The sequence below is a fragment of the Mesorhizobium sp. LCM 4576 genome (genome assembly GCF_001854815.1).
Classification (GTDB): Bacteria; Pseudomonadota; Alphaproteobacteria; order Rhizobiales; family Rhizobiaceae; genus Mesorhizobium; species Mesorhizobium plurifarium.
In genome coordinates this window covers 1-19,933 of sequence record NZ_MDDT01000016.1, presented here as the reverse complement: position 1 = coordinate 19,933, position 19,933 = coordinate 1, and the positions used below count along the sequence as shown (strand labels likewise).

Below are 19,933 nucleotides of genomic sequence, written 5' to 3'. Positions count from 1 at the left end.
AGCCTTGAAACTCGCGGCCGAACGCGTGTCTGTCCGCTTTGGCGGGCTGGTGGCGAATGACGATGTGTCGCTCGCCATCGCGCCCGGCGAGGTGCTTGGCCTGATCGGGCCGAACGGCGCCGGCAAGACCACGCTGGTCAATATGTTGTCTGGCTTCCAGCGGCCGCACTCAGGTGCGATCACGCTGGCCGGCCGCGACATGACGGGGCGCAGACCGCGCGCCTTCGCTCGCGCCGGCATCGTGCGCAGCTTTCAGGCGGTGCGGCTCTTCCGGGGGCTCACTGTCTCCGAGAATGTCGAGGTTGGCCTTGTCGCGTGCGGTGTCGGCCGCGCAGAAGCGAGACGGCGGGTACGCACGCTGCTAGCTGATTTCGACCTCCTCCATCGCGCGGCACAGCCGGCGAGCGCGCTGAGCTACGGCGAGGAGCGCCGAGCCGGCCTGGCGCGCGCGCTGGCGCTCGCGCCGCGTTTCCTTTTGCTCGATGAACCTGCGGCCGGACTGGCGGCGGCGGAAGCCGAGGAACTGAAGCGCGCGATCCTTTCGATCCGYGACCGCTACGGCTGCGGCATCCTTGTCATCGAACACAACATGGCGCTGGTGATGAGCCTCTGCRACCGCATCCATGTGCTGGGCGGCGGCAAAACGATCGCGTCAGGACAGCCCGACGAGATCATGGCCGATCCGGCCGTGCGCACCGCTTATCTGGGCCGCGCCGCCGCATGAAAGCAACTCCCTATCTCACGTCGCCGGGCGGACGGCTGGTCGAACTTAGCGGTCTGGTCATCCGGTATGGCGCTATCGCCGCCGTGCAAGGCGTCGACCTGGCCGTCGATGCCGGTGAAGCCGTTGCCATCGTCGGACCGAATGGCGCCGGCAAGACCTCGCTCCTGTCGGCAATCGCAGGCATCGTCCGCCCCTCGGCCGGCTCGATCCGCATTGCCGCCAAGCCGCTCGCCGGCATCGCGCTTTCCGATGTCGTGCGCCAGGGCATCGCACTGGTTCCCGAGGGGCGCAACATCTTCGGCAGCCTGACCGTGATGGAGAATCTCCGCCTCGGCACAACGCCGAGATGCGACGCGTCGGTCTCCGCCGACATCGACCGTGTGTTTACCGACTTCCCGATCCTCGGCGAGCGCCGCGATCAGCCGGCAGGCCAGCTTTCCGGCGGCGAGCAGCAGATGCTGGCCATAGCCCGCGCGATGCTCTCCAGGCCGCGCCTGCTGATGCTAGACGAACCCTCGCTTGGGCTTGCGCCCAACATCGTCGACAAGGTCTACGACATCTTGCGCCAGATACGCAGCCAGGGCGTGTCGCTGCTTCTGGTCGAGCAGAACGCGGCGCGCGCCTTTGCGCTTGCCGACCGCGCCTGCGTCATGAGCCGTGGGACTTTCACTCTTACCGGCACGCCGGCGGAGATCGAGCGCCACGAGGCTTTCGATGCGGCCTATTTTGGCGTCGCCATGGCGAAAGCGGGAATGGYATGATCGGGCAGGMAATCCAGGTTCTTGTCGACGCGGTCAGTGTCGGAGGGCTCTATGCGCTCACCGCGCTCGGCATCGGCCTTATCTTCGGGGTGATGCGCCTCATCAACTTCGCGCACGCGCAGCTCATCATGATCGCGGGCTACGCTGTGCTCCTCTTCTTCGCCCAATCAGTGGTGCTTGCGGTGCTCGGTGCCGTCGGCGGCGCGGTGCTGCTGGCCCTTCTCGTCGAGCGCATGGCCTTCCGCCCCTTGCGCGGCGCCGACCCGGCGACACTGCTGATTGCCTCCTTTGCGGTCAATTTCCTTATCGAGAAGGTGATGATCATGCTGGTCGGTTCCCGGCCGAAGGGCGTGGACTTCCTGCCGATGCTCGCGGGCCAGGTCGAGGTCGCGGGCGTCAGGCTGCAGCTTCTCCAACTCGTCACAATCCTTGTCAGCGTCTTGCTCCTGGTGGCGACGACCTGGTTCTTGAAATCGACCCGACTCGGCCTCGAAATGCGTGCTGCCGCCGAGAACTTCCGCATGGCAGAGGTGCTCGGCATCCGCGCCAATCGCGTCATCGCCTCCGCTTTCGCCATCAGCGGGTTGCTCGCCGCGGCGGTCGCTTGCCTGTTCGTCGCCCAGACCGGGCTAGTGCAACCGCGCATGGGGCTGCAACTGGTCATCATTGCCTTTGTCGGCACCGTCATTGGCGGGCTGGGCAGCCTTCCAGGCGCCGCCTTTGGCGGATTTCTCGTCGGTGTTGCCACGATCCTGCTGGAGGCGTTGCTGCCACCCGAGCTGCGCGTCTTTCGCGAAGCCTTCCTTTTCCTGGCCGTCGCTGTCGTGCTGATCTTCCGGCCGCAAGGCCTGATCCCGGCACGTGGCCTCGCGGGGCGCATCTGATGACCACGCTTCCCACCGTTGCCGCAAGCGAGAGCGCCGGCCGCCGCTGGCTTCCACTCGTCGCCCCGATCATCGTGGTACTTGCGCTTGCCGGCGCGGCCGAATTCGCACCGATCGTCATGCAGAGGCGCATCACCCAGGGGCTCATCAACCTCGTCGCGGTGGTCGGGCTCTATGTCTTCGTCGGCAATTCCGGCGTGCTCTCCTTCGGCAATGTCGCGTTCATGGCGATCGGCGCCTATGTCTCTGCCCTGGTGACCATGCCGGCGGCCGCGAAGAGCGTCTTCCTGCCCGATCTGCCCGCCTTGCTTGCCGCCGCCGAATGGCCCRTGCTGGCCGGCGCGCTGGCGGGCGGAGCATCCGCCGCTCTCGTCGCGCTRGTCGCCGGCTTTCCACTGATGCGCCTTTCCGGCATTTCCGCGAGCATCGCCACTTTCGCCATCCTGGTCGTGACCTATGTCGTGCTCGGCAACTGGACCTCGGTGACCGGCGGCCAGAACTCGCTGATGGGATTGCCGATCTATGTCGGCCTGTGGACCGCCGCCGGCTGGGCGGTCGCCGCGATCGTCGTCGCCTTCCTACACCAGGAATCGCGCTCTGGCCTGCTGCTCAGGGCCTCACGCGAGGACGAGGTCGCCGCCATAGCCTCCGGCGTCCACATGGTTTTGCATCGGCTCGCGGCCTTCGTCGTCAGCGCGTTCCTCTCCGGCATCGCCGGCGTGCTGCTTGCTCATTTCCTCGGCACGGTCAGGGTCGAGACCTTCTACCTCGACTTAACCTTCCTCATCATCGCCATGCTGGTGATCGGCGGCATGCGAAGCCTGACCGGCGCGGTTGCCGGGGCGATCGTCATTACCGCGCTCACCGAGCTGATGCGCCAGGCCGAGGTCGGCGTCACGATCGGAACGACGACTTTCGCCGCTCCGGGCGGGCTCGGCGACGTGCTTCTGGCGCTGCTGATGCTCCTCATCATTCTCTTCCGCCCGGACGGCATAGCCGGCGGCCGGGAGATTTCGTGGCCGTTCCGGTCATCTGTCGCCGCTCCGGAAATCCAGTCGAGGAAACTGCAATGACCGATAATCTGCCGCCCGAGGTCGATCCCAACGAAACGACGGAGGTCGCGCCAGGCGTTTACGTCATCGGCGATCGTCGCGTGCCGCTGGTGCCCAATATCGGCATCGTGCTCGGCAAGGACGCCGCGCTCGTTGTCGATACCGGCATGGGGCCGGAGAATGGCTGCAGGGTCCTGGATGTCGCGAGGCGCCTTGCAGGCGACCGAAAACTCATCTTGACGCTCACGCATTTCCATCCCGAGCATGGTTTCGGCGCCCAGGCCTTCAAGGGCGCGGCAACCATCCTCTACAACAGCGCTCAGCGTGACGAACTGGCCGCAAAGGGGGCTGCTTATCTTGGCATGTTCCGCGGCTTTGGTCCCGGCGTCGCCGCCGCGCTCGAAGGCACCGCGCTCGTCATGCCGGACGAGGTCTACGAGGGGCCGTCAAAGACGATCGATCTTGGCGGCCGCGGGGTGACCCTCAGCACATACGGCCTCGCGCATACCAGGGGCGACCAGGTCGTAAGCGTCGACGACGCAGGCGTCGTCTTCGTCGGTGATCTCGCCGAGGAGCGCATTTTCCCTATCTTCCCCTGGTTCCCCCCTGACGATGCGGACATCGATGCCGACAACTGGGCGTCCGTGCTCGCTGCGATCGAGGCGAAAGGGCCTAAAATCGTCGTTCCCGGTCATGGCTCGGTCGGCGGCGTCGAGATCCTGTCGGCCGYGCGCGGCTATATGCTCGACCTCGGATCGCGCGTCGCCGCCGAGTTGAAGGCCGGCAAGGGCGCGGACGAGATTGTCGCCACCCTCGGCCCTCGGGTGCGCGCCCAGCATCCCACCTGGGACGCGCCGGAATGGATCGATTTCGCCATACGCTATTTCGCCGCGAAGGCTTGAGGCGGGCTTCGCCAGCGACGGTATGAGGATGGAGCGATGAAGGCGCTGATCGCCTTGCACTTTCAGAACGACATCTGCCATCCGGAGGGGTTGATCCCCTTCGCCGTCGATCGCTCGGGGCCGGCCCCTGACCTGTTCCTCGACAGGYCACGAGCGCTGATCTCCCGCGCCCGCGAAGCGGGCTGGCTGGTGGCCCATGTGCACATAGCCTTCCAGCCGGACTATTCGGATCTGTTGCGCAACGCCCCGCTGTTCAGGGCGGCGGGCGAGTTCGGTGCGCTGAAGCGTGGCACGTGGGGCGCAGCGCCCATGCGGGGCTTCGAGCCGGCGTCGGGCGACGTAACGTTGATCCACACCTGCAACAACGCTTTCCAGGGCACCGGCCTCGAGGATATCCTGCGCGAACGCGCCGTCACCCATGTCGCCGTCGCAGGCCTGGCCACGCAATACTCGGTCGAGCACACCGTCAGGCATGCCGCCGATCTTGGTTATGTCGTCACCATGGTGCGTGACTGCTGCGGCTCCGCCAACAACGCGGCCGCGCAGGCCTCCTTTGCGGCGATGGCAATGCTCGCCGAAGTCGTCACGCTCAACGAGATGGAATTGTGAGGCCTGCGGTCAGCCTTTGACCGGCTTCAGGTCGGGCGCCGACGCGCCGACGATGAGGTCAGTCATCGCTTCGATGGCCGGCACGGTTTTCTCGCCGCGCACCCCGAGATAGGCGCCAACGACGAAGCCGTTGAACGACATGAAGAGCACATGCGCCAGGCTGGAGTAGTGCGCCAGGCCATGCAGYGGCTTTGGTTCGRCCRCTTTCAGCATCCGCGCCACGTGTTGTTCGCACCATTCAAGCAGATTGCCGCTGTAATGATCGGCGGGGGTGGCCGTCGATACGGCCTGCATCAGATTGTTGGCAAAGAAGTTCTGTTCATTCGGGATTTCGTGCCAAATCGTCGCGACGATGTGCTGCACCTTCGCCCTATGGCCGTCGATCGATTTCAGCTCCCGTTCAAGCTGGTCAAGCCTGGCCTTCAGCCAGGGACTGTATACCTGAAAGAAAAGATCGAGCTTCGAGTCGAAATATCTGTAGATGGCCGAGGGCGCGACGCCGGCGCGCTGACCGATCTCGCTCGCCGAGGTGCCAGCATAGCCGTTTTCGAAGAAGAGCTGCGTGGCGGCTTCGAGGATCGCCCCGCGCACCTCCGCCTTCTTTACCTGCACCATGGAGCACCTCAGACATTCGACATTCTGCCCTAGCTGCTTGCCAAATCCCGATCAAGGTGCAGCCCTTCTGTCAAAACCCCTCTGCTATGGCCACGCCCGCTTCTTAACCGGCGCTATATGCCGAAGTCATTTTGATTGCTGGAACTCCGTGTGGTGCCCGCGCAGCCAATCATGGAAGCGGTGCAAATCGTATTCCTCCGGCATGAGCACGCCGGTCTGATGGCGCATCGAGCGGAGCCCCTTCTGGTTGACCTCGCAGATCGCGGCGTCTTCCTCCAGCACCTGGGTGCCGAAAACGACGATGTTGTCGATATCGGTCTTTCCCAGCGCATCCGGGGCGAACAGCCATTCGGCGGTGAGCTCGGTCTGCTCGGGGCCGAGCGGGGCCAGCCGCACGGTGCGCATGTAGTCGATGTGTCCGACGACGAACATCGAGGGCAGCGAGGTGGCATAAGTCTGGCCGGCGGCGCGTTCGGCTGGAGTCAGGCCGGAAAAGACAGGGCCATGGACATGGCCATCCCGCGACCATGTCTCGGCGCCGGCGCGCAGGCGGCCGGAAAACTCCGGACCGTCATTGTCGGCGTGGCGCGCCCATTCGGGATCGTCATGCCTCGCCATCAGGCCGCGCCCATAGATCGGCACCAGCCGCGACAGATCCTTATGCACGCCCGGGCAGTGCAGGCATTCGTTGAAGTTCTCCCAGAAAATCTTCCAGTTGCAGTTCATCACCTTGGTGAGCCGGTGGCCGGTGACGAGCGTTTCCAGCGGCCAGTTGGAAAGATCGCCGGAGGCCCGATCGAAGGAGCTTTCCGCCGAGCCGGCGGAATCCTCGGCAAGGTTGATGAAGACGAGGCCGCGCCAGACAGAGAGCGCTACGCGGTAAAGCGGGTAGTCGGCCTTGTCGAAGCCCTCGGGCAGCGATTTCGACGGCACGCGTACGAGATCGCCGCGCAGCGAATAGGACCATGCATGGTAGGGACAGGTGAGCAGCCTGGCCTTCAGCCGTCCGGCGCTCTCCTGGCAAAGCTGCGAGCCGCGATGACGGCAGGTGTTGTGGAAGGCGCGCAGGGCGCCGGTCTCGTCGCGCAGCACGACGATTTCCTGGCTGCCGATGCGCACCGTGCGGAAGGCGAGGGGTTCCGCCAGGTCGGCCTCGCGGCAGACCATCAGCCAGCTTCGGTACCAGATGGCGTCCAGATCGCGCCGGTAGGCGTCGGCGTCCCAATAGGCGGCCGAGGGCAAGGTCGGCTGCAGGCTGGTCAGGCCGTTGTAAGGATCGCGTTCGCTCGGATTGGGCTGCATCGGCTTCTCCTTGGCTGACGACCAGCCGACACCCAGGCCAGGGAGTTGTCAATCGAAAGGCGGCCGCATTGTTTCGATCGCGCAGGAACTTTAAGGTCGCGCGCATGCTGCCAAGAACCATGTCGCTCACCGAGGAACTGGTCGCCCGCTGCTTTCGGGTTGTCGAGGACAGCGGGCCCGATCCCGATGCCGAGCATCTGGATGACGCCGACTATGACGCGATGGCGCGCACGCTGGAGGCCCAGCTTCCCGCCGATGAACCGCTCTGGCTGTTTGGCTACGGCTCCCTGATCTGGAAACCCGAGATCGAGCATGTCGAGGAACGCGTAGCCCTGCTGCGAGGCTGGCACAGATCCTTTTGCATGAAGATGACGCGTTGGCGCGGCACCAAGGAAAGCCCGGGCCTGATGATGGCGCTGGACCGCGGCGGACAGTGCAAGGGCGTCGCCTTTCGGCTCGGCGACGGCGACCGGCGCGAGCAACTCGACAAGCTCTTGCGGAGAGAGGTGACGCTGAAGCCGACCAGCTACCATCCGCGTCTGCTCAATATGACGAGCGATGGCGGGCCGCTGCGGGCGCTGGCCTTCGTCATCAACCGGCACGGGACCACCTATGCCGGTCCGTTGAGCGAGGAGGCGGTTGTCGAAAGGCTGGCGACCTCCTGCGGCCATTGGGGCTCGGGCGCCGACTATCTCTACAACACGGTGAAGAATCTCGAGCAGCGCGGCATCCATGACGCGCATCTGTGGCGGTTGCAGCAGCTGGTCGCCGCCCGGATCGCCAGCTCGTAGCGGTCGTGCCGCAATCGCGCCGAGCGGTGGCGGAATTTGGTTTGCCGGCAGGAGGGGTTCTGCCTAAAGTCGCGCCGTYGGCCCGATGGTAACGACAATGTTCATCCAAGGTGAAGGCAGGAATGACCGGCGCGACAGYCGCGAGCGGCAATAGAGCTTCCGATCGGAAACTGACCTTCATCCTGGGCGGCGCCCGCTCGGGAAAAAGCTCTTATGCCGAGAAGGTGACGACTGCTAACCCGTCGCCCTGGACCTACATCGCCACGGCGCAGGCTTATGACGACGAGATGCGCGAGCGCATCGCGCTGCATCGATCGCGGCGGGGCGAAGGCTGGGTCACCGTCGATGCGCCGCTCGATCTGGTCGGCGCAGTCGAGGCCTTGCCGAATCACGAACCTGCGCTGATCGATTGCCTGACATTGTGGCTCACCAATCACATGCTGGCCGAACATGATATCGAGGCCGAATGCCGGCGGCTCAAGGATGCGCTGTCGCGGCCGCGTGGGCCGTGGTTCGTGGTCTCCAACGAAGTCGGATTGGGCATCGTGCCCGACAACGCGCTGGCGCGCCGCTTCCGCGACGCCGCGGGCCGGCTCAACCAGCAGGTCGCGGCCGCTGCCGACAGCGTTCTCATGATGGTGGCGGGGCTGCCGCTCAAGGTGAAATGACATGGCTGAAATCGAAGACAAGCCGATCGACGAAAAGGACGCAGAGCGCCATCGCGCCAAGATGGCCAAGCGCAAGGCGGTGCAGGATGCCGAGGTCGCCGGCAAGACGATCGAGAAGGGGCTGCTGATCGTCAACACCGGGCCGGGCAAGGGCAAGACCACGGCGGCCTTCGGCCTGGCGCTGAGAATGCTCGGCTATGGCAAGCGCGTCGGCGTCGTCCAGTTCATCAAAGGCAAATGGCATACCGGCGAGAAGGACGCCTTCGCTGCTTTCGGCGACCGCGTCGTCTGGCATGCGATGGGCGAGGGGTTTACCTGGGAGACGCAGGACCTCAAGCGCGACATCGCCGCCGCCGAGGCCGCCTGGGCCAAGGCGCTGGAGCTGATGGCCGATCCGTCGATCAGCCTGGTGGTGCTCGACGAGCTCAACATCGCGCTGCGCTACGACTATCTCGATCTGGAAAAAGTGGTCGCGGCGCTGAAGGCGCGCCGCGACGATCTGCATGTGGTCGTCACCGGCCGCAACGCCAAGCCGCTGCTCGTCGAGGCGGCCGACCTCGTCACCGAAATGGGGCTGACGAAGCACCATTTCTCCGCCGGGGTGAAGGCGCARCAAGGCATCGAATTCTAGAGCAGGATGACGTTTCGTTGAATCGTCACCCTGCTCTAACTCTTTGTTGGAGCATGATCTTTTCCGAAAACCGGTTCCCACTTTTCGRGATCATGCTCTAAAGTGTGCTGGCGCCTTGGCCGCTGATCAGAATGGTCAGATAGATCACGATTGCCGACAGGATCGCGAACAAGCCCAGCAGCAGCCAGTCGGCGACACGGTAGAGTTTGAGCGCCTGGYGGATGTCGGTGCTTTCGGCCTCGCGGCGGCCRCCTTCGCCCATGAAGGCGTCCTCTACGACTTCGCCGCCATAGCTGCGCGGTCCGGCCAGCGATAAGCCGAGCGCGCCGGCCATCGCCGCCTCCGGCCAGCCGGCATTGGGCGAGCGATGTTTCCTGGCGTCGCGCCGCATGACTTGCCAGGCAGCGCGCGGATCGGCGCCGGGGACCAGAAAGGCAGCCAGCACGATGAGCAGGCCAGTCAGCCGCGATGYGGGCAGGTTGATCAGATCATCGAAGCGGGCAGCCGCCCGGCCAAAGGCTTCGTGTTTCGGCGTGCGGTGGCCGATCATCGAATCGGCGGTGTTGGCGGCCTTGTAGGCAGCACCGCCGCCAAGCCCGCCGATGCCGGTCCAAAAGGCGGGCGCGACGATGCCGTCCGAAAAATTCTCGGCCAGGCTTTCGATCGCCGCGCGCGCGACGCCGGCCTTGTCGAGCTTTTCGGGATCGCGGCCGACGATGCGCGAAACGGCGATGCGGCCAAGCGTCAGGCCGCCGGTCTCCAGCGCGTTGGCGACGTCCTCGACATGCTCGGCGAGGCTTTTCTGCGACAGCAGCGTGGAGCCGAGGATGGYGGCAATGACCAGACCCGTCGGGAACATCAGCCACAGCAGGACATGCAGCGCCAGGCCGATCAGGCCGGGGACCAGCAGAATGACAAGCAAGGCCTGGACGCCGCGTCGGCGACGCAATTCGTCGGAATCCGTCGCGCGGTTGAGCCGGCGATCGAGAAAGGATATCAGCCTGCCGATCCAGGTTACCGGATGGCCGATGGCGTTGAACAGCCAGTCCGGGTAGCCGAGGGCGCGTTCGACGGCGAGTGACAGGAAAGCGATCAGAACAGACATGAAGCTTCTAAGCGGCGCGATTGCGGCGGTTGATCATGGCGGCAGCCTTGGCCGGGCAAGCGCGCTTTTTCCTCATGCGCCACAACCTTTCGTGGACCTCTCGACAGGTATCAACCCGCACTCCTATCCGCTTTTCGAACTGCCCGCCACCGCCCTGACCCGATTGCCGGAGGCAGGACAACTGCGCGAATTGGCCGAAATTGCGGCTGGAGCCTATGGCGCGCCGTCGGYGGCGCATGTGGCGGCGGCACCCGGCACACAGATTCTTTTGCCGCGCGCTGCTTCGCTGGTACGGCCCGGCAAGGCGCTGGTGCTTGGCCCGACCTATGCCGAACACGCCCGCGCTGCGGCCATAGCCGGCCATGCGGTCGCAGAAGTCGGTGATTTCGACTCGCTGGTCGAGGCGGACCTTGCGGTGCTGGTCAATCCCAACAATCCTGACGGGCGGGTGATCGAAAAGGCCCGCCTGCTCGACCTTGCCGCGCGRCTTCGCGCCAAGGGCGGGCTGCTGGTCGTCGACGAAGCCTTCATGGATGTCGGCCCGATCGAGCAAAGCCTGGCGGGGGATGTCGCGGAAGGCGGCATTGTCGTGCTGCGCTCGTTCGGCAAGTTCTTCGGGCTTGCCGGCGTCAGGCTCGGCTTCGCGCTGACGGATCCGCTGACGGCTGAGCGGCTGGATGCGCAGCTCGGGCCTTGGGCGGTAGCCGGTCCTGCGCTCGAATATGGCATTCGTGCGCTGTCGGATGCGAATTGGCAGGCYGATATGCGCAAACGCCTGGCACAGGATGCCGGACGGCTCGACGCGCTGCTTGACCGATTCGATGTCCCGGTCTCCGGCGGCACCAGCCTGTTCCGCTATCTGTCATCTCCTGAGGCTTCGAGCCTGTTTTCTGCACTCGGCGAGTGTGGCGTGCTGGTCCGTCATTTCGCCGAGCGGCCGCAAGTCTTGCGCTTCGGCCTGCCGGGCAATGACGCCGAGTGGCAGCGTCTTGAAAGCGCGCTTGCCGCCTGGGCCTCACGGCGCGAGGATGGGCCGAAGGAGATCGAAAGATGATCCACGTCTGTTCGCTGTCGAAGGTCGACGAAACGGTGGCAAGGACCGGTGCGCAGCGCTTGCTGTCGCTGCTTGCAGCCGGCACCGAGGTGGTCCGCCCGGCTTCGATCCCGGCGGAAAACCACCTGCATCTCGTCATGCACGACATCGCCGTCGCGCAGGAAGGCATGACGATGCCCGGCGAGGAGCATGTGCGGGCCTTGCTCGATTTCGCCTATCGCTGGGACCGGGCAAAGCCGATGGTGGTGCATTGCTATGCCGGCGTCAGCCGCTCGACCGCGTCGGCCTACATCATCGCGACGGCACTTTCGCCAAAGCGCKACGAGATGGAACTCGCCAAGACGCTGCGCTTTCTCTCGCCGACGGCGACACCCAATCCGCGGCTGATCGCCGTCGCCGACATGCTACTTCAGCGCGACGGCCGCATGATTACGGCGATCGAGGCGATCGGGCGTGGCGCTGATGCTTTCGAAGGCATTCCCTTTGAACTGGGGATTGAGGCCTAAGTCAAAGCGGACCAGCCGCTACGGCAGCCATTCGGCAAGCTTCGCCTTACGCACATCCCTGACCAGGTTAATAAAACCGTCGGCCTGCATTTCCGCCGTCAGGCGGCCCTTCTCGGCCGTAGCGATGGAGGCGTCGCCGACCACGCCGTTCGGATTGAGGTCGCTGGCGATCCAGGCGAAGGCGTGCGTTCCKGTGTGGCGCAGCAGGGCGAATTCCTTTTCGGCGCGGCCGACATTGGAGACGAAATTGTCCGCCTTGCTCATGTCGACGAGGTCGGGCCGGAAGTGCAGCATCAGCGAGGTCTCGACATCGCCGCCATGGATGCCGTGACGGTCCTCGAGCTCGGTATACATGCCGGYCGGTCGACCGAAACGCTGCCAGCTCGTCTTCACCGACAGCATTTTGGCGCGCACGCGCAATTCGCGCGAAACGATGCCCATGATCTCTTCATTGCCGCCATGCGAATTGACGATGATCAGCTTTCTCACCCCGGCGCGGGCGACCGACAGGCCGAGTTCCGTCCAGGCTTCGACCAAGGTGGTGGCGGGCAAGGTGAGCATTCCCGGCGCATGCAGGTGCTCGTTCGACTTGCCGACCGCCTGCACCGGCAGGATGYGGATGTCGAGGTCGTCGGGCAGGCGCGCGATCACCGTCTCCARCATGCCCATCATGATCGATGTGTCGGTCGATACAGGCAGATGCGGGCCATGCTGTTCGATTGCCGCAACCGGCAGCACGGCGATGGTCGCCTCGGCATCGATCGAGGCGTATTCGGTCGTCCGGTAGTCACCCCACCACACGCGTTTTGTCGTCACTTTTCGTCTCCCGAAGGTCTGATTGGGATGATCTAAAGCGCCTCGCGGTTGCGGGCAACCATCAGCCGGCGGCAAGCACCTCGACCTCGACCTTGAACTCGGGACGGGCGAAGCCGGAAACGATCATCAGTGTCGATGCCGGCGCGGGATCGGAAAAGAGCCGGTTGCGGACATCCATATAGGCCTGCAGGTGCTCGCGGCCGGTGACGAAAGCGTTGATGCRCACGGTGTCGTTCAAGGTCAGCCCGGCCTCACTGAGGATTGCGGCGATGTTCTTGAAGCAAAGCTCGGTCTGCGCCCCTGCATCCTCCGGGACGGTGTCGTCGGGGCCGATGCCCAACTGCCCCGAGCACAGCACCAGCCGTTTTCCGGCGGGTATTTCAACGCCGTGGCTATAGCGGGCAAAAGGGGGCTTGATGGTCTTGGGGGCGAGGTATTTCAGCATCGCATTCTCCTGTGCGCCTGCAGACTAAGGCTCGATTCATGAAACCTTCAAGATGCGGTGCATGCCGCCAGAGCCGGATGATTTCAGGTCTGTTCGACCTGAAATCTGAATCCGGCTCCAAATCAAAGAGATAGAGCATGATGTCGCCCGAAAACCGCTTCACACTTTTCGGCATCATGCTCTAGGAGCGATTATGGACAGGCGTTCAAAAAATAGGCACGATGCCTCGCGTACGGCATGACCCGTCCGGTCTCGGCAATGACTGCCGCACAAGCAGGCGGCCCAGGCGGTGGCATGTGTCTTGCTTCTTGAATCAACGGTGTCGAGCCCAGCGCGTCGCGCGCCCGGGCCAAGAGAGGGTGATGTTTATGATCGGACAAGGAAAGATGCTGGCGGGTGCCGCCGTCCTGCTGGCGGCGGGCACGCTGAGCGCGGCCGCGAACGAGAAGGTTACGTTCGGCACCAACTGGCTGGCCGAGCCGGAACATGGCGGCTACTACCAGRCCATCGCCGACGGCACCTATGCCGCCTGCGGCCTCGACGTCACCATCATGCAGGGCGGCCCACAGGTCAGCGGGCGGCCGATGCTGCTTGCCGGCAAGATCGATTTCTACATGGGCGGCAATCTGCTTTCGGCCTTCGATGCCGTGCAGCAGGGCATTCCGATGCGCGTCGTTGCCGCCGACTTCCAGAAGGATCCGCAGGTCATCATGTCCCACCCGGGAGAGGGGTTGGACAAWTGGGAGGACCTGAAGAACGCCGACCAGTACATCATGGGCGACGAGGGCGCGCAGACCTTCTTCCAATGGATGGTCACCGATCTCGGCTTCGATGYCGCGAAGCGCGTGCCTTACACGTTCAATCCGGCGCCCTTCATCRCAAACAAGAAGTCGATCCAGCAGGGCTATGTGACGTCCGAGCCGTTCGCGGTGCAGAAGCAGGGCGGCTTCATGCCGAATCAGTTCCTGCTTGCCGATAATGGCTGGGACACCTATGCGACGACCATCGAGGTGATGCAGGATACGATCGACAAGCGACCGGAGGTGGTGCAGTGCTTCGTCGATGGCTCGGCCAAGGGCTGGTACAAGTACCTCTACGGCGACAACAAGGCCGCCAACGACATGATCAAGAAGGACAATCCGGACATGACGGATGAGCAGATCGCCTTCTCGATCGAGCAGATGAAGAAGTTCGGCGTGGTCGATTCCGGCGACTCCGAAAAGCTCGGCATCGGCACCATGAACGAGGCCCGCATCCAGAGTTTCTACGACAAGATGGTCAAGGCCAAGGTCGCGCAGCCGGGCCTCGACATCAAAAAGGCCTATACGCTGGCCTTCATCAACAAAGGTGTCGGGCTGGAGCTGAAGAAATAAGGCGGCCTGCCTGAGATGATCCAGGAGAAAGTGCCGGAGACGCGGGCGGCATCGGGCGAGGCCGCGATGCTGCTTGCGTTGCGCAATGTCGGCAAGGTCTTTTCCAATGGTGTGACGGCGCTGAGCAAGGTGGATCTTGCGATCCGCGAAGGCGATTTCCTCAGCCTGCTCGGCCCCTCGGGCTGCGGCAAGTCGACGGCGCTCCGGTTGATCGCGGGCCTGTCGACGCCGACCTCCGGCCAGCTCGACTGGCGCGGCTCGATAGACCGCTCGAACACCGGCTTCGTCTTCCAGGAGCCGACGCTGCTGCCTTGGGCCAGCGTCTTCGACAATGTCTGGCTGCCGCTCAGGCTGAAGGGCGTGTCGCGCGCCAAGGCGGAGCCGGCCGTGCTGGAGATGCTGTCGCGCGTCCATCTCACCGGCTTCGAGAACGCCGTGCCGCGCGAGCTTTCCGGCGGCATGAAGATGCGCGTCTCGATCGCGCGGGCCATGGTGACGAAGCCGCGCATCCTTCTGATGGACGAGCCGTTCGCGGCGCTCGACGAGATCACCCGCTTCAAGCTCAACAACGATCTCCTGGAACTGTGGCAGGACGAGCGCTTCACGGTGGTCTTCGTCACCCACAGCGTCTTCGAGAGCGTCTTCCTGTCCAGCCGCGTCGTCGTCATGGCCGCGCGCCCTGGCCGCGTCCATGGCGAGCTTGCCATCGACGCGCCCTATCCGCGCGACGAGGCGTTCCGAACCTCGCCCGACTATGCCGCGCTTTGCCGGCAGGCCTCGGACGCGCTGGTCGACGCCATCAACTCAACCGCCGGATCCCATCATGACGGCCATTGACGACACCACGCTGAAGCTCGATCCGGAAGAGGCGCGCCGCGCCCGCCAGGAGCGGCTGGAACGCATCGGCAAATGGGTGCTGCCGCTGGCGATCATGGTGCTGGCGATCGYACTGTGGGACCGCATCTGCGTCTGGAACGAGATCCCGCAATATATCCTGCCGCGGCCGGGCGTGGTGCTGCAGACGCTGCACAACGACGCGGGCCTGCTCTTCTCCTCTCTGCTGGTGACGCTCAGGATCACCTTCCTCAGCTTGGCCCTCGCCGTCATCGGCGGCGTCGGGCTGGCGGTGCTGTTCGCGCAATCGAAATGGGTGGAGATGTCGTTCTTCCCCTTCGCCATCGTGCTGCAGGTGACGCCGATCGTCGCCATCTTCCCGCTGATCAACATCTATGTGAACAACCAGACCGTCAAACTGCTACTCTGYGCCTGGATCGTCGCCTTCTTCCCGATCCTGTCCAACACCACGCTCGGGCTGAACTCGGTCGACCGAAATCTGCGCGACCTGTTCAAGCTCAACGGCGCGACGCGCTGGCAGCAATTGCGCTATCTGCGGCTGCCGGCGGCGATGCCCTATTTCCTCGGCGGRCTGAAGATCGCCGGCGGCCTGTCGCTGATCGGCGCGGTGGTTGCGGAATTCGTCGCCGGCGCGCAGGGACAGTCGTCGGGGCTTGCCTCGCGCATCATCGAGGCCGGCTACCGGCTCAACGCGCCGCGCCTGTTCGCGGCGCTGATCCTGATCTCGCTCACCGGCATCCTGATCTTCCTGGTGCTGTCGCTGGTTTCGCATCTCATCCTGCGCCGCTGGCACGAGAGCGCTCTGAAACAGGAGCGCTAGGGTGGTAGCAGGGAAAATCGCGAAGAGGACCAGATCTTGATACCTGCCTCTGGATCCTACCAGCTCGCCAATGCCCGTGTTCATCGGTCACTGACGCCCGGCCTTGCGGCACCGTTCGATGCGGATGGTTTCGCGCTGGCCGAACTGCTCGTCGCCGACGGCAAGATCGCGAGCATTGTCGCCCAAGCCAAGTCGAAGGCGCCGGCCGACGCGATCGACCTTGCCGGCCGGATCGTGCTGCCGTGTTTCGTCGACTGCCACACCCATATCGACAAGGGGCATATCTGGCCGCGGAAGYCCAACCCCGACGGCACCTTCATGGGCGCGCTCAACGCCACCGGCGCCGACCGCGCCGCGCGCTGGAGCGCCGAGGATGTCGCGCGCCGCATGGATTTCTCGCTGCGCTCGGCCTACGCGCACGGCACCAAGGCCCTGCGCACGCATCTCGACAGCGTGCCGCCGCAGGAGGAGATCTCCTGGCCTGTGTTCGAGACGATGYGGGAGAAATGGCGCGGGCGCATCGATTTGCAGGCGGCCTGCCTGCTCGGCATCGAGGGCGTGCGCGACAAGGCCTGGTTCGAGCGGCTGGCGAAGCGCGTCGCGGCGGCCWAGGGTGTGCTCGGCGTCGTCACCTATATGGTGCCCGATCTCGAGGAACTGCTCGACCAGGTGTTCGCGCAGGCGATCGAACACGGGCTCGACCTCGATTTCCATGCCGACGAGACCGACGACGTCGCGGCGATCTCGCTGAAAAAGATCGCCGAGGCGTCGCTGTGGAACAGTTTCGAGGGCAACATCCTGGTCGGCCATTGCTGTTCGCTGGCGCGCCAGCCGGACCTCGAGGTGCTCGACACGCTGGACAAGGTGGCGAAGGCGCGGCTCGCCGTGGTGTCGCTGCCGATGTGCAACCTCTATCTGCAGGACCGCCGCAACAACGGCACCACCCCGCGCTGGCGCGGCGTGACGCTGCTGCACGAGATGAAGGCGCGCGGCATCAAGGTGGCGGTCGCTTCCGACAACACGCGCGACCCGTTCTACGCCTATGGCGATCTCGACATGCTCGAAGTCTACCGCATGGCGACACGCATCCTGCATTTCGACCACCCGGTTGGCGACTGGCCTAGGGCGGTGGCGGCAACGCCGGCCGAGGTGATGCGGCTCGATGGCGCCGGCACGCTGGCCGCGGGCGGCAGCGCCGATTTCATCGTCTTCAAGGGACGGAACTGGACGGAATTGCTGTCGCGGCCCGAATCGGATCGCATCGTGGTGCGCGAGGGCAGGGCGATCGAACGCCAACTGCCCGATTATGCCGAACTCGACGAATTGATGGTGGGATGATGGATATCGCAGCGCTGAAGCGCGATCTCGACGGGATCAAGGTCGACGACCATCCGGCCATCGTCCAGCAGAAGAGCCGCGACTTCTACTGGTACAGCCCGGTGCTGAAGGCGCAGCTCGATCACATCAAGGGCGACCTGATCGTCACGCCGAAGAACGAGGCCGAGGTCATCCGCGTGCTTGCCGCGTGCCACCGGCATGGCGTTCCGGTGACGCCGCGCGGCAGCGGCACCGGCAATTACGGGCAGGCGATGCCGCTGTCGGGCGGTGTGGTGCTGAACCTCGCCGAGATGAACGAAATCAAGACGATCGCCTCAGGACGGGTGGTGACTGGGCCGGGCGCAATCCTTGCCGACATCGACAAGGCGACGCGGGCGCATTCCGGACAGGAGCTCAGGCTCTCGCCCTCGACATACAACACCGCCTCGATAGGCGGCTTCATCGCCGGCGGCTCGGGCGGGGTCGGCTCGATCAATTTCGGCGGCCTGCGCGATTTCGGCAATGTGCTGCGGCTGCGCGTCGTGACCATGGAGGCCGAACCGAAGGCGATCGAGCTCACCGGCGAGGATCTGCATAAGGTCACGCATGCCTATGGCACCAACGGCATCATCACCGAGGTCGAGATGCCGCTGACCGCCGCCTATGAATGGGTCGACGTCATCGTCGGCTTCGATACTTTCATGGGCGCTGCCCGCTACGGCAACGCGCTGGCCTGCCAGGACGGCATCCTGACCAAGCTGATCACGCCGATCGCCRCACCCGTGCCGCAGCTCTATTTCAAGYGGCACCAGAAATTCCTGCGCGAAGGGCAAAGCATCTGCGTCGTCATGGTCGCGAAGCACGGGCTCGACGCCTTCCTTGCCTTCACCCGGCGCGCCGGCGGCGAGGTCATTCTCAACGCGGCAACCGCGACGGACGAGGACAAGAAGGGCCTCCCGCCTGCCTATGAGCTCGCCTGGAACCACACGACGCTGAGGGCGCTGCGCGTCGACCCCTCGATCACCTATSTGCAGTCGCTCTATCCGTTCCCCAACCAGCTGGCGCTGGTCGAGAAGATGGATGCGATGTTCCCGGGCGAGGTGTTCTCGCATCTGGAATTCGTGYGGCTCGACGGCAACATCACCTGCTTCGGCCTGCCGCTGGTCAAGTTCACCACCGAGGCGCGGCTGGACCAGATCATCCGCCTGCATGAGGAGAATGGCTGCCCGATCTTCAATCCGCATCGCTACACGCTGGAAGAGGGCGGCATGAAGCAGACCGACGAGATCCAACTTGCCTTCAAGCGCGAGACCGATCCGCAAGGGCTGCTCAACCCCGGCAAGATGATCGCCTGGGAAAATCCGGACTACGATTATCGCTCCGGCCGGACGTTCCTGTTCAAGGGCCTGCAAAGGGCGAGTTGATGAACATCCTCGTGCTCTTCGCTCATCCGGTGGAGACCAGCTTCAACGCCGGCCTGCACAAGACGATCGTCGAGCGGCTCGCCGCGGCGGGCCATGCGGTCGACGACTGCGACCTCTATGCCGAGGATTTCGATCCGCGGCTGACGCGCRCCGAACGGCTCGGCTACCACAATCCGCGCGGGCCGAACGACGMGGTTGCCGGCTACGTGGAAAGGCTCCAGAGAGCCGAGGCGCTGGTGCTGTCATTTCCGGTCTGGAACTACGGCTATCCGGCGATCCTGAAAGGCTTCTTCGACCGCGTCTTCCTACCCGGTGTGTCGTTCAAGCTGGTCGACGGCAAGGTGCGGCCGACGCTGCACAACATCCGCAAGATGGCGGCCGTCACCACCTATGGCGGCAGYCGTTTTCGCGCCGTGCTGATGGGCGACCCGCCGCGCAAGATCGTCAAGCGCATGCTGCGGGCCACCATCAAACCCGGCGCTCCCGTTTCCTATCTCGCGCATTATTCGATGAACCTCTCCACCGACGAGACGCGCAACGCCTTCATGGCGAAGGTCGCGGCCAACATGGATCAATTCTGATGCGCGTGCTGGTGGTCTATTGCCATCCGGTGCCGGAAAGCTATTGCGCGGCGATCCGCGACACGGCGGTGGAGGTGCTGAGGGGGCGAGGTTGGGATGTGCGGCTGCTCGACCTCTATGCCGAGGATTTCGATCCGGTGATGAACTGCGAGGAGCGGCGCTTCTACAACGACGGGGCGCCGGACGACCCGGCGCTCAAGCCGCATTTCGAGCACCTGCAATGGGCCGAGGCGATCCTGTTCATCTATCCGACCTGGTGGTACGGCCTGCCGGCGATGCTGAAGGGCTGGTTCRACCGGGTCTGGGCCACCGACATCGCCTTCAAACTGCCCGCCGGCAAGGGGCGGATCACGTCGCTGATGCGGCATGTCACCAGGGTCGGCGTCATCACCACCTGCGGCGCGCCGACCTGGTGGAGCGTGGTCGTCGGCCAGCCGGGCCGCAAGACGATCCTGCGCGGCATGCGGGCGCTGTGCGCCACGCGCTGCAAGACGTTCTTCCTGGCGCATTATCTGATGGATTCGTCCACGCCGAGGAGCAGGGTGGCGTTTCTGTCGAAGGTAAGGGCGAGGCTGGAGCGGTTTTGAGGGCCAGTTTTCCCTTCTCCCCTTGTGAGGGCTTTGCACGGGAAGCGAAGTCGGGTTCGGTGTGTTAATAGAGCTTTTTAAAAGGGCAGCGGAACGGTTTTCGGCGGTCTT

At 64.5% G+C, this 19,933-nt stretch carries 23 protein-coding genes; 18 read left to right on the top strand and 5 right to left on the bottom strand.

Annotated features, from left to right (window positions below):
* Positions 1-4 precede the first annotated feature (4 nt).
* From LCM4576_RS07825 to LCM4576_RS07800, 6 genes are read left to right on the top strand one after another with little or no spacing between them, the layout of a single operon-like run.
* Positions 5-724, top strand: coding sequence for an ABC transporter ATP-binding protein (locus tag LCM4576_RS07825; protein WP_071031530.1), 720 nt, complete (start codon positions 5-7; stop codon positions 722-724).
* Positions 721-1,485 carry an ABC transporter ATP-binding protein gene (locus LCM4576_RS07820; protein WP_116397905.1) on the top strand — a complete coding sequence of 255 codons (765 nt, stop codon included), beginning with the start codon at positions 721-723 and terminating at the stop codon, positions 1,483-1,485. Before LCM4576_RS07825 ends, LCM4576_RS07820 begins: the two co-directional genes overlap by 4 nt.
* Positions 1,482-2,369, top strand: coding sequence for a branched-chain amino acid ABC transporter permease (locus tag LCM4576_RS07815; protein WP_071031528.1), 888 nt, complete (start codon positions 1,482-1,484; stop codon positions 2,367-2,369). Before LCM4576_RS07820 ends, LCM4576_RS07815 begins: the two co-directional genes overlap by 4 nt.
* Positions 2,369-3,442 (top strand): branched-chain amino acid ABC transporter permease, encoded by a 1,074-nt coding sequence (locus tag LCM4576_RS07810; RefSeq protein ID WP_071031527.1) that lies wholly within the window; start codon positions 2,369-2,371, stop codon positions 3,440-3,442. Before LCM4576_RS07815 ends, LCM4576_RS07810 begins: the two co-directional genes overlap by 1 nt.
* Complete coding sequence (locus tag LCM4576_RS07805) at positions 3,439-4,323, top strand: MBL fold metallo-hydrolase (protein ID WP_071031525.1); 885 nt, start codon at positions 3,439-3,441, stop codon at positions 4,321-4,323. The genes LCM4576_RS07810 and LCM4576_RS07805 overlap by 4 nt, the downstream gene beginning before the upstream one ends.
* A gap of 36 nt (positions 4,324-4,359) precedes the next feature.
* The gene (locus LCM4576_RS07800; RefSeq protein ID WP_071031523.1) at positions 4,360-4,932 is read left to right on the top strand and encodes a cysteine hydrolase family protein; all 573 of its coding nucleotides are present in this window, start codon (positions 4,360-4,362) and stop codon (positions 4,930-4,932) included.
* Positions 4,933-4,941: 9 nt separating this feature from the next.
* Here LCM4576_RS07800 and LCM4576_RS07795 read toward each other — a convergent pair whose 3' ends face one another.
* Positions 4,942-5,547 carry a TetR/AcrR family transcriptional regulator gene (locus LCM4576_RS07795; protein WP_071031521.1) on the bottom strand — a complete coding sequence of 202 codons (606 nt, stop codon included), beginning with the start codon at positions 5,545-5,547 and terminating at the stop codon, positions 4,942-4,944.
* A 126-nt stretch (positions 5,548-5,673) separates the two neighbouring features.
* Positions 5,674-6,849, bottom strand: coding sequence for an aromatic ring-hydroxylating dioxygenase subunit alpha (locus LCM4576_RS07790; RefSeq protein WP_071031519.1), 1,176 nt, complete (start codon positions 6,847-6,849; stop codon positions 5,674-5,676).
* A 104-nt stretch (positions 6,850-6,953) separates the two neighbouring features.
* On the opposite strand from LCM4576_RS07790, the gene LCM4576_RS07785 reads away from it, so the two are divergent.
* From LCM4576_RS07785 to cobO, 3 genes are all read left to right on the top strand, one after another.
* On the top strand, positions 6,954-7,640 hold the full coding sequence (locus LCM4576_RS07785) for a gamma-glutamylcyclotransferase (protein WP_071031517.1): 687 nt from the start codon (positions 6,954-6,956) through the stop codon (positions 7,638-7,640).
* A gap of 122 nt (positions 7,641-7,762) precedes the next feature.
* Positions 7,763-8,308: a bifunctional adenosylcobinamide kinase/adenosylcobinamide-phosphate guanylyltransferase gene (gene cobU, locus LCM4576_RS07780; RefSeq protein ID WP_071031516.1), complete on the top strand. Its 546-nt coding sequence runs from the start codon at positions 7,763-7,765 to the stop codon at positions 8,306-8,308.
* 1 nt (position 8,309) lies between these two features.
* A complete protein-coding gene (cobO, locus tag LCM4576_RS07775; protein ID WP_071031514.1) occupies positions 8,310-8,939 on the top strand; it encodes a cob(I)yrinic acid a,c-diamide adenosyltransferase in 630 nt (209 codons plus the stop codon).
* Between the two features lie 97 nt (positions 8,940-9,036).
* Here cobO and cbiB read toward each other — a convergent pair whose 3' ends face one another.
* Entirely contained in the window at positions 9,037-10,044 is a 1,008-nt protein-coding gene (gene cbiB / locus LCM4576_RS07770; RefSeq protein WP_071031512.1) for an adenosylcobinamide-phosphate synthase CbiB, read from the bottom strand.
* On the opposite strand from cbiB, the gene cobD reads away from it, so the two are divergent.
* Both cobD and LCM4576_RS07760 read left to right on the top strand, forming a co-directional pair.
* Positions 10,043-11,098 (top strand): threonine-phosphate decarboxylase CobD, encoded by a 1,056-nt coding sequence (cobD, locus tag LCM4576_RS07765; protein WP_071031511.1) that lies wholly within the window; start codon positions 10,043-10,045, stop codon positions 11,096-11,098. The two genes, cbiB and cobD, sit on opposite strands and share 2 nt — an antisense overlap.
* Positions 11,095-11,604: a tyrosine phosphatase family protein gene (locus LCM4576_RS07760; RefSeq protein ID WP_071031509.1), complete on the top strand. Its 510-nt coding sequence runs from the start codon at positions 11,095-11,097 to the stop codon at positions 11,602-11,604. Before cobD ends, LCM4576_RS07760 begins: the two co-directional genes overlap by 4 nt.
* An 18-nt stretch (positions 11,605-11,622) precedes the next feature.
* Here the strand turns inward: LCM4576_RS07760 and LCM4576_RS07755 are convergent, their stop codons facing one another.
* Together LCM4576_RS07755 and LCM4576_RS07750 are read right to left on the bottom strand one after the other, a co-directional pair.
* Positions 11,623-12,420: a creatininase family protein gene (locus tag LCM4576_RS07755; RefSeq protein WP_071031507.1), complete on the bottom strand. Its 798-nt coding sequence runs from the start codon at positions 12,418-12,420 to the stop codon at positions 11,623-11,625.
* A 61-nt stretch (positions 12,421-12,481) separates the two neighbouring features.
* Positions 12,482-12,865 carry a RidA family protein gene (locus tag LCM4576_RS07750; protein ID WP_071031505.1) on the bottom strand — a complete coding sequence of 128 codons (384 nt, stop codon included), beginning with the start codon at positions 12,863-12,865 and terminating at the stop codon, positions 12,482-12,484.
* A 368-nt stretch (positions 12,866-13,233) separates the two neighbouring features.
* Here LCM4576_RS07750 and LCM4576_RS07745 point away from each other — a divergent pair, with 368 nt between their 5' ends.
* From LCM4576_RS07745 to LCM4576_RS07715, 7 genes are read left to right on the top strand one after another with little or no spacing between them, the layout of a single operon-like run.
* Entirely contained in the window at positions 13,234-14,238 is a 1,005-nt protein-coding gene (locus LCM4576_RS07745; protein WP_071031503.1) for an ABC transporter substrate-binding protein, read from the top strand.
* A 15-nt stretch (positions 14,239-14,253) separates the two neighbouring features.
* Complete coding sequence (locus LCM4576_RS07740) at positions 14,254-15,075, top strand: ABC transporter ATP-binding protein (protein WP_040981960.1); 822 nt, start codon at positions 14,254-14,256, stop codon at positions 15,073-15,075.
* Entirely contained in the window at positions 15,062-15,913 is an 852-nt protein-coding gene (locus LCM4576_RS07735; RefSeq protein ID WP_071031501.1) for an ABC transporter permease, read from the top strand. The genes LCM4576_RS07740 and LCM4576_RS07735 overlap by 14 nt, the downstream gene beginning before the upstream one ends.
* 36 nt (positions 15,914-15,949) lie before the next feature.
* Entirely contained in the window at positions 15,950-17,251 is a 1,302-nt protein-coding gene (locus LCM4576_RS07730; protein ID WP_071031500.1) for a cytosine deaminase, read from the top strand.
* A complete protein-coding gene (locus tag LCM4576_RS07725) occupies positions 17,251-18,654 on the top strand; it encodes an FAD-binding oxidoreductase (protein WP_071031498.1) in 1,404 nt (467 codons plus the stop codon). Before LCM4576_RS07730 ends, LCM4576_RS07725 begins: the two co-directional genes overlap by 1 nt.
* A complete protein-coding gene (locus LCM4576_RS07720) occupies positions 18,654-19,235 on the top strand; it encodes an NAD(P)H-dependent oxidoreductase (RefSeq protein ID WP_071031496.1) in 582 nt (193 codons plus the stop codon). The genes LCM4576_RS07725 and LCM4576_RS07720 overlap by 1 nt, the downstream gene beginning before the upstream one ends.
* Positions 19,235-19,822, top strand: a complete 588-nt coding sequence (locus LCM4576_RS07715) for an NAD(P)H-dependent oxidoreductase (protein ID WP_071031494.1) — start codon at positions 19,235-19,237, stop codon at positions 19,820-19,822. Before LCM4576_RS07720 ends, LCM4576_RS07715 begins: the two co-directional genes overlap by 1 nt.
* Positions 19,823-19,933: the final 111 nt, after the last annotated feature.

Bases quoted from the DNA above. Each gene is read 5' to 3' on its own strand.
- LCM4576_RS07790 (WP_071031519.1), bottom strand. From the start codon at position 6,849: ATGCAGCCCAATCCGAGCGAACGCGATCCTTACAACGGCCTGACCAGC.
- LCM4576_RS07785 (WP_071031517.1), top strand. From the start codon at position 6,954: ATGCTGCCAAGAACCATGTCGCTCACCGAGGAACTGGTCGCCCGCTGC.
- LCM4576_RS07740 (WP_040981960.1), top strand. From the start codon at position 14,254: ATGATCCAGGAGAAAGTGCCGGAGACGCGGGCGGCATCGGGCGAGGCC.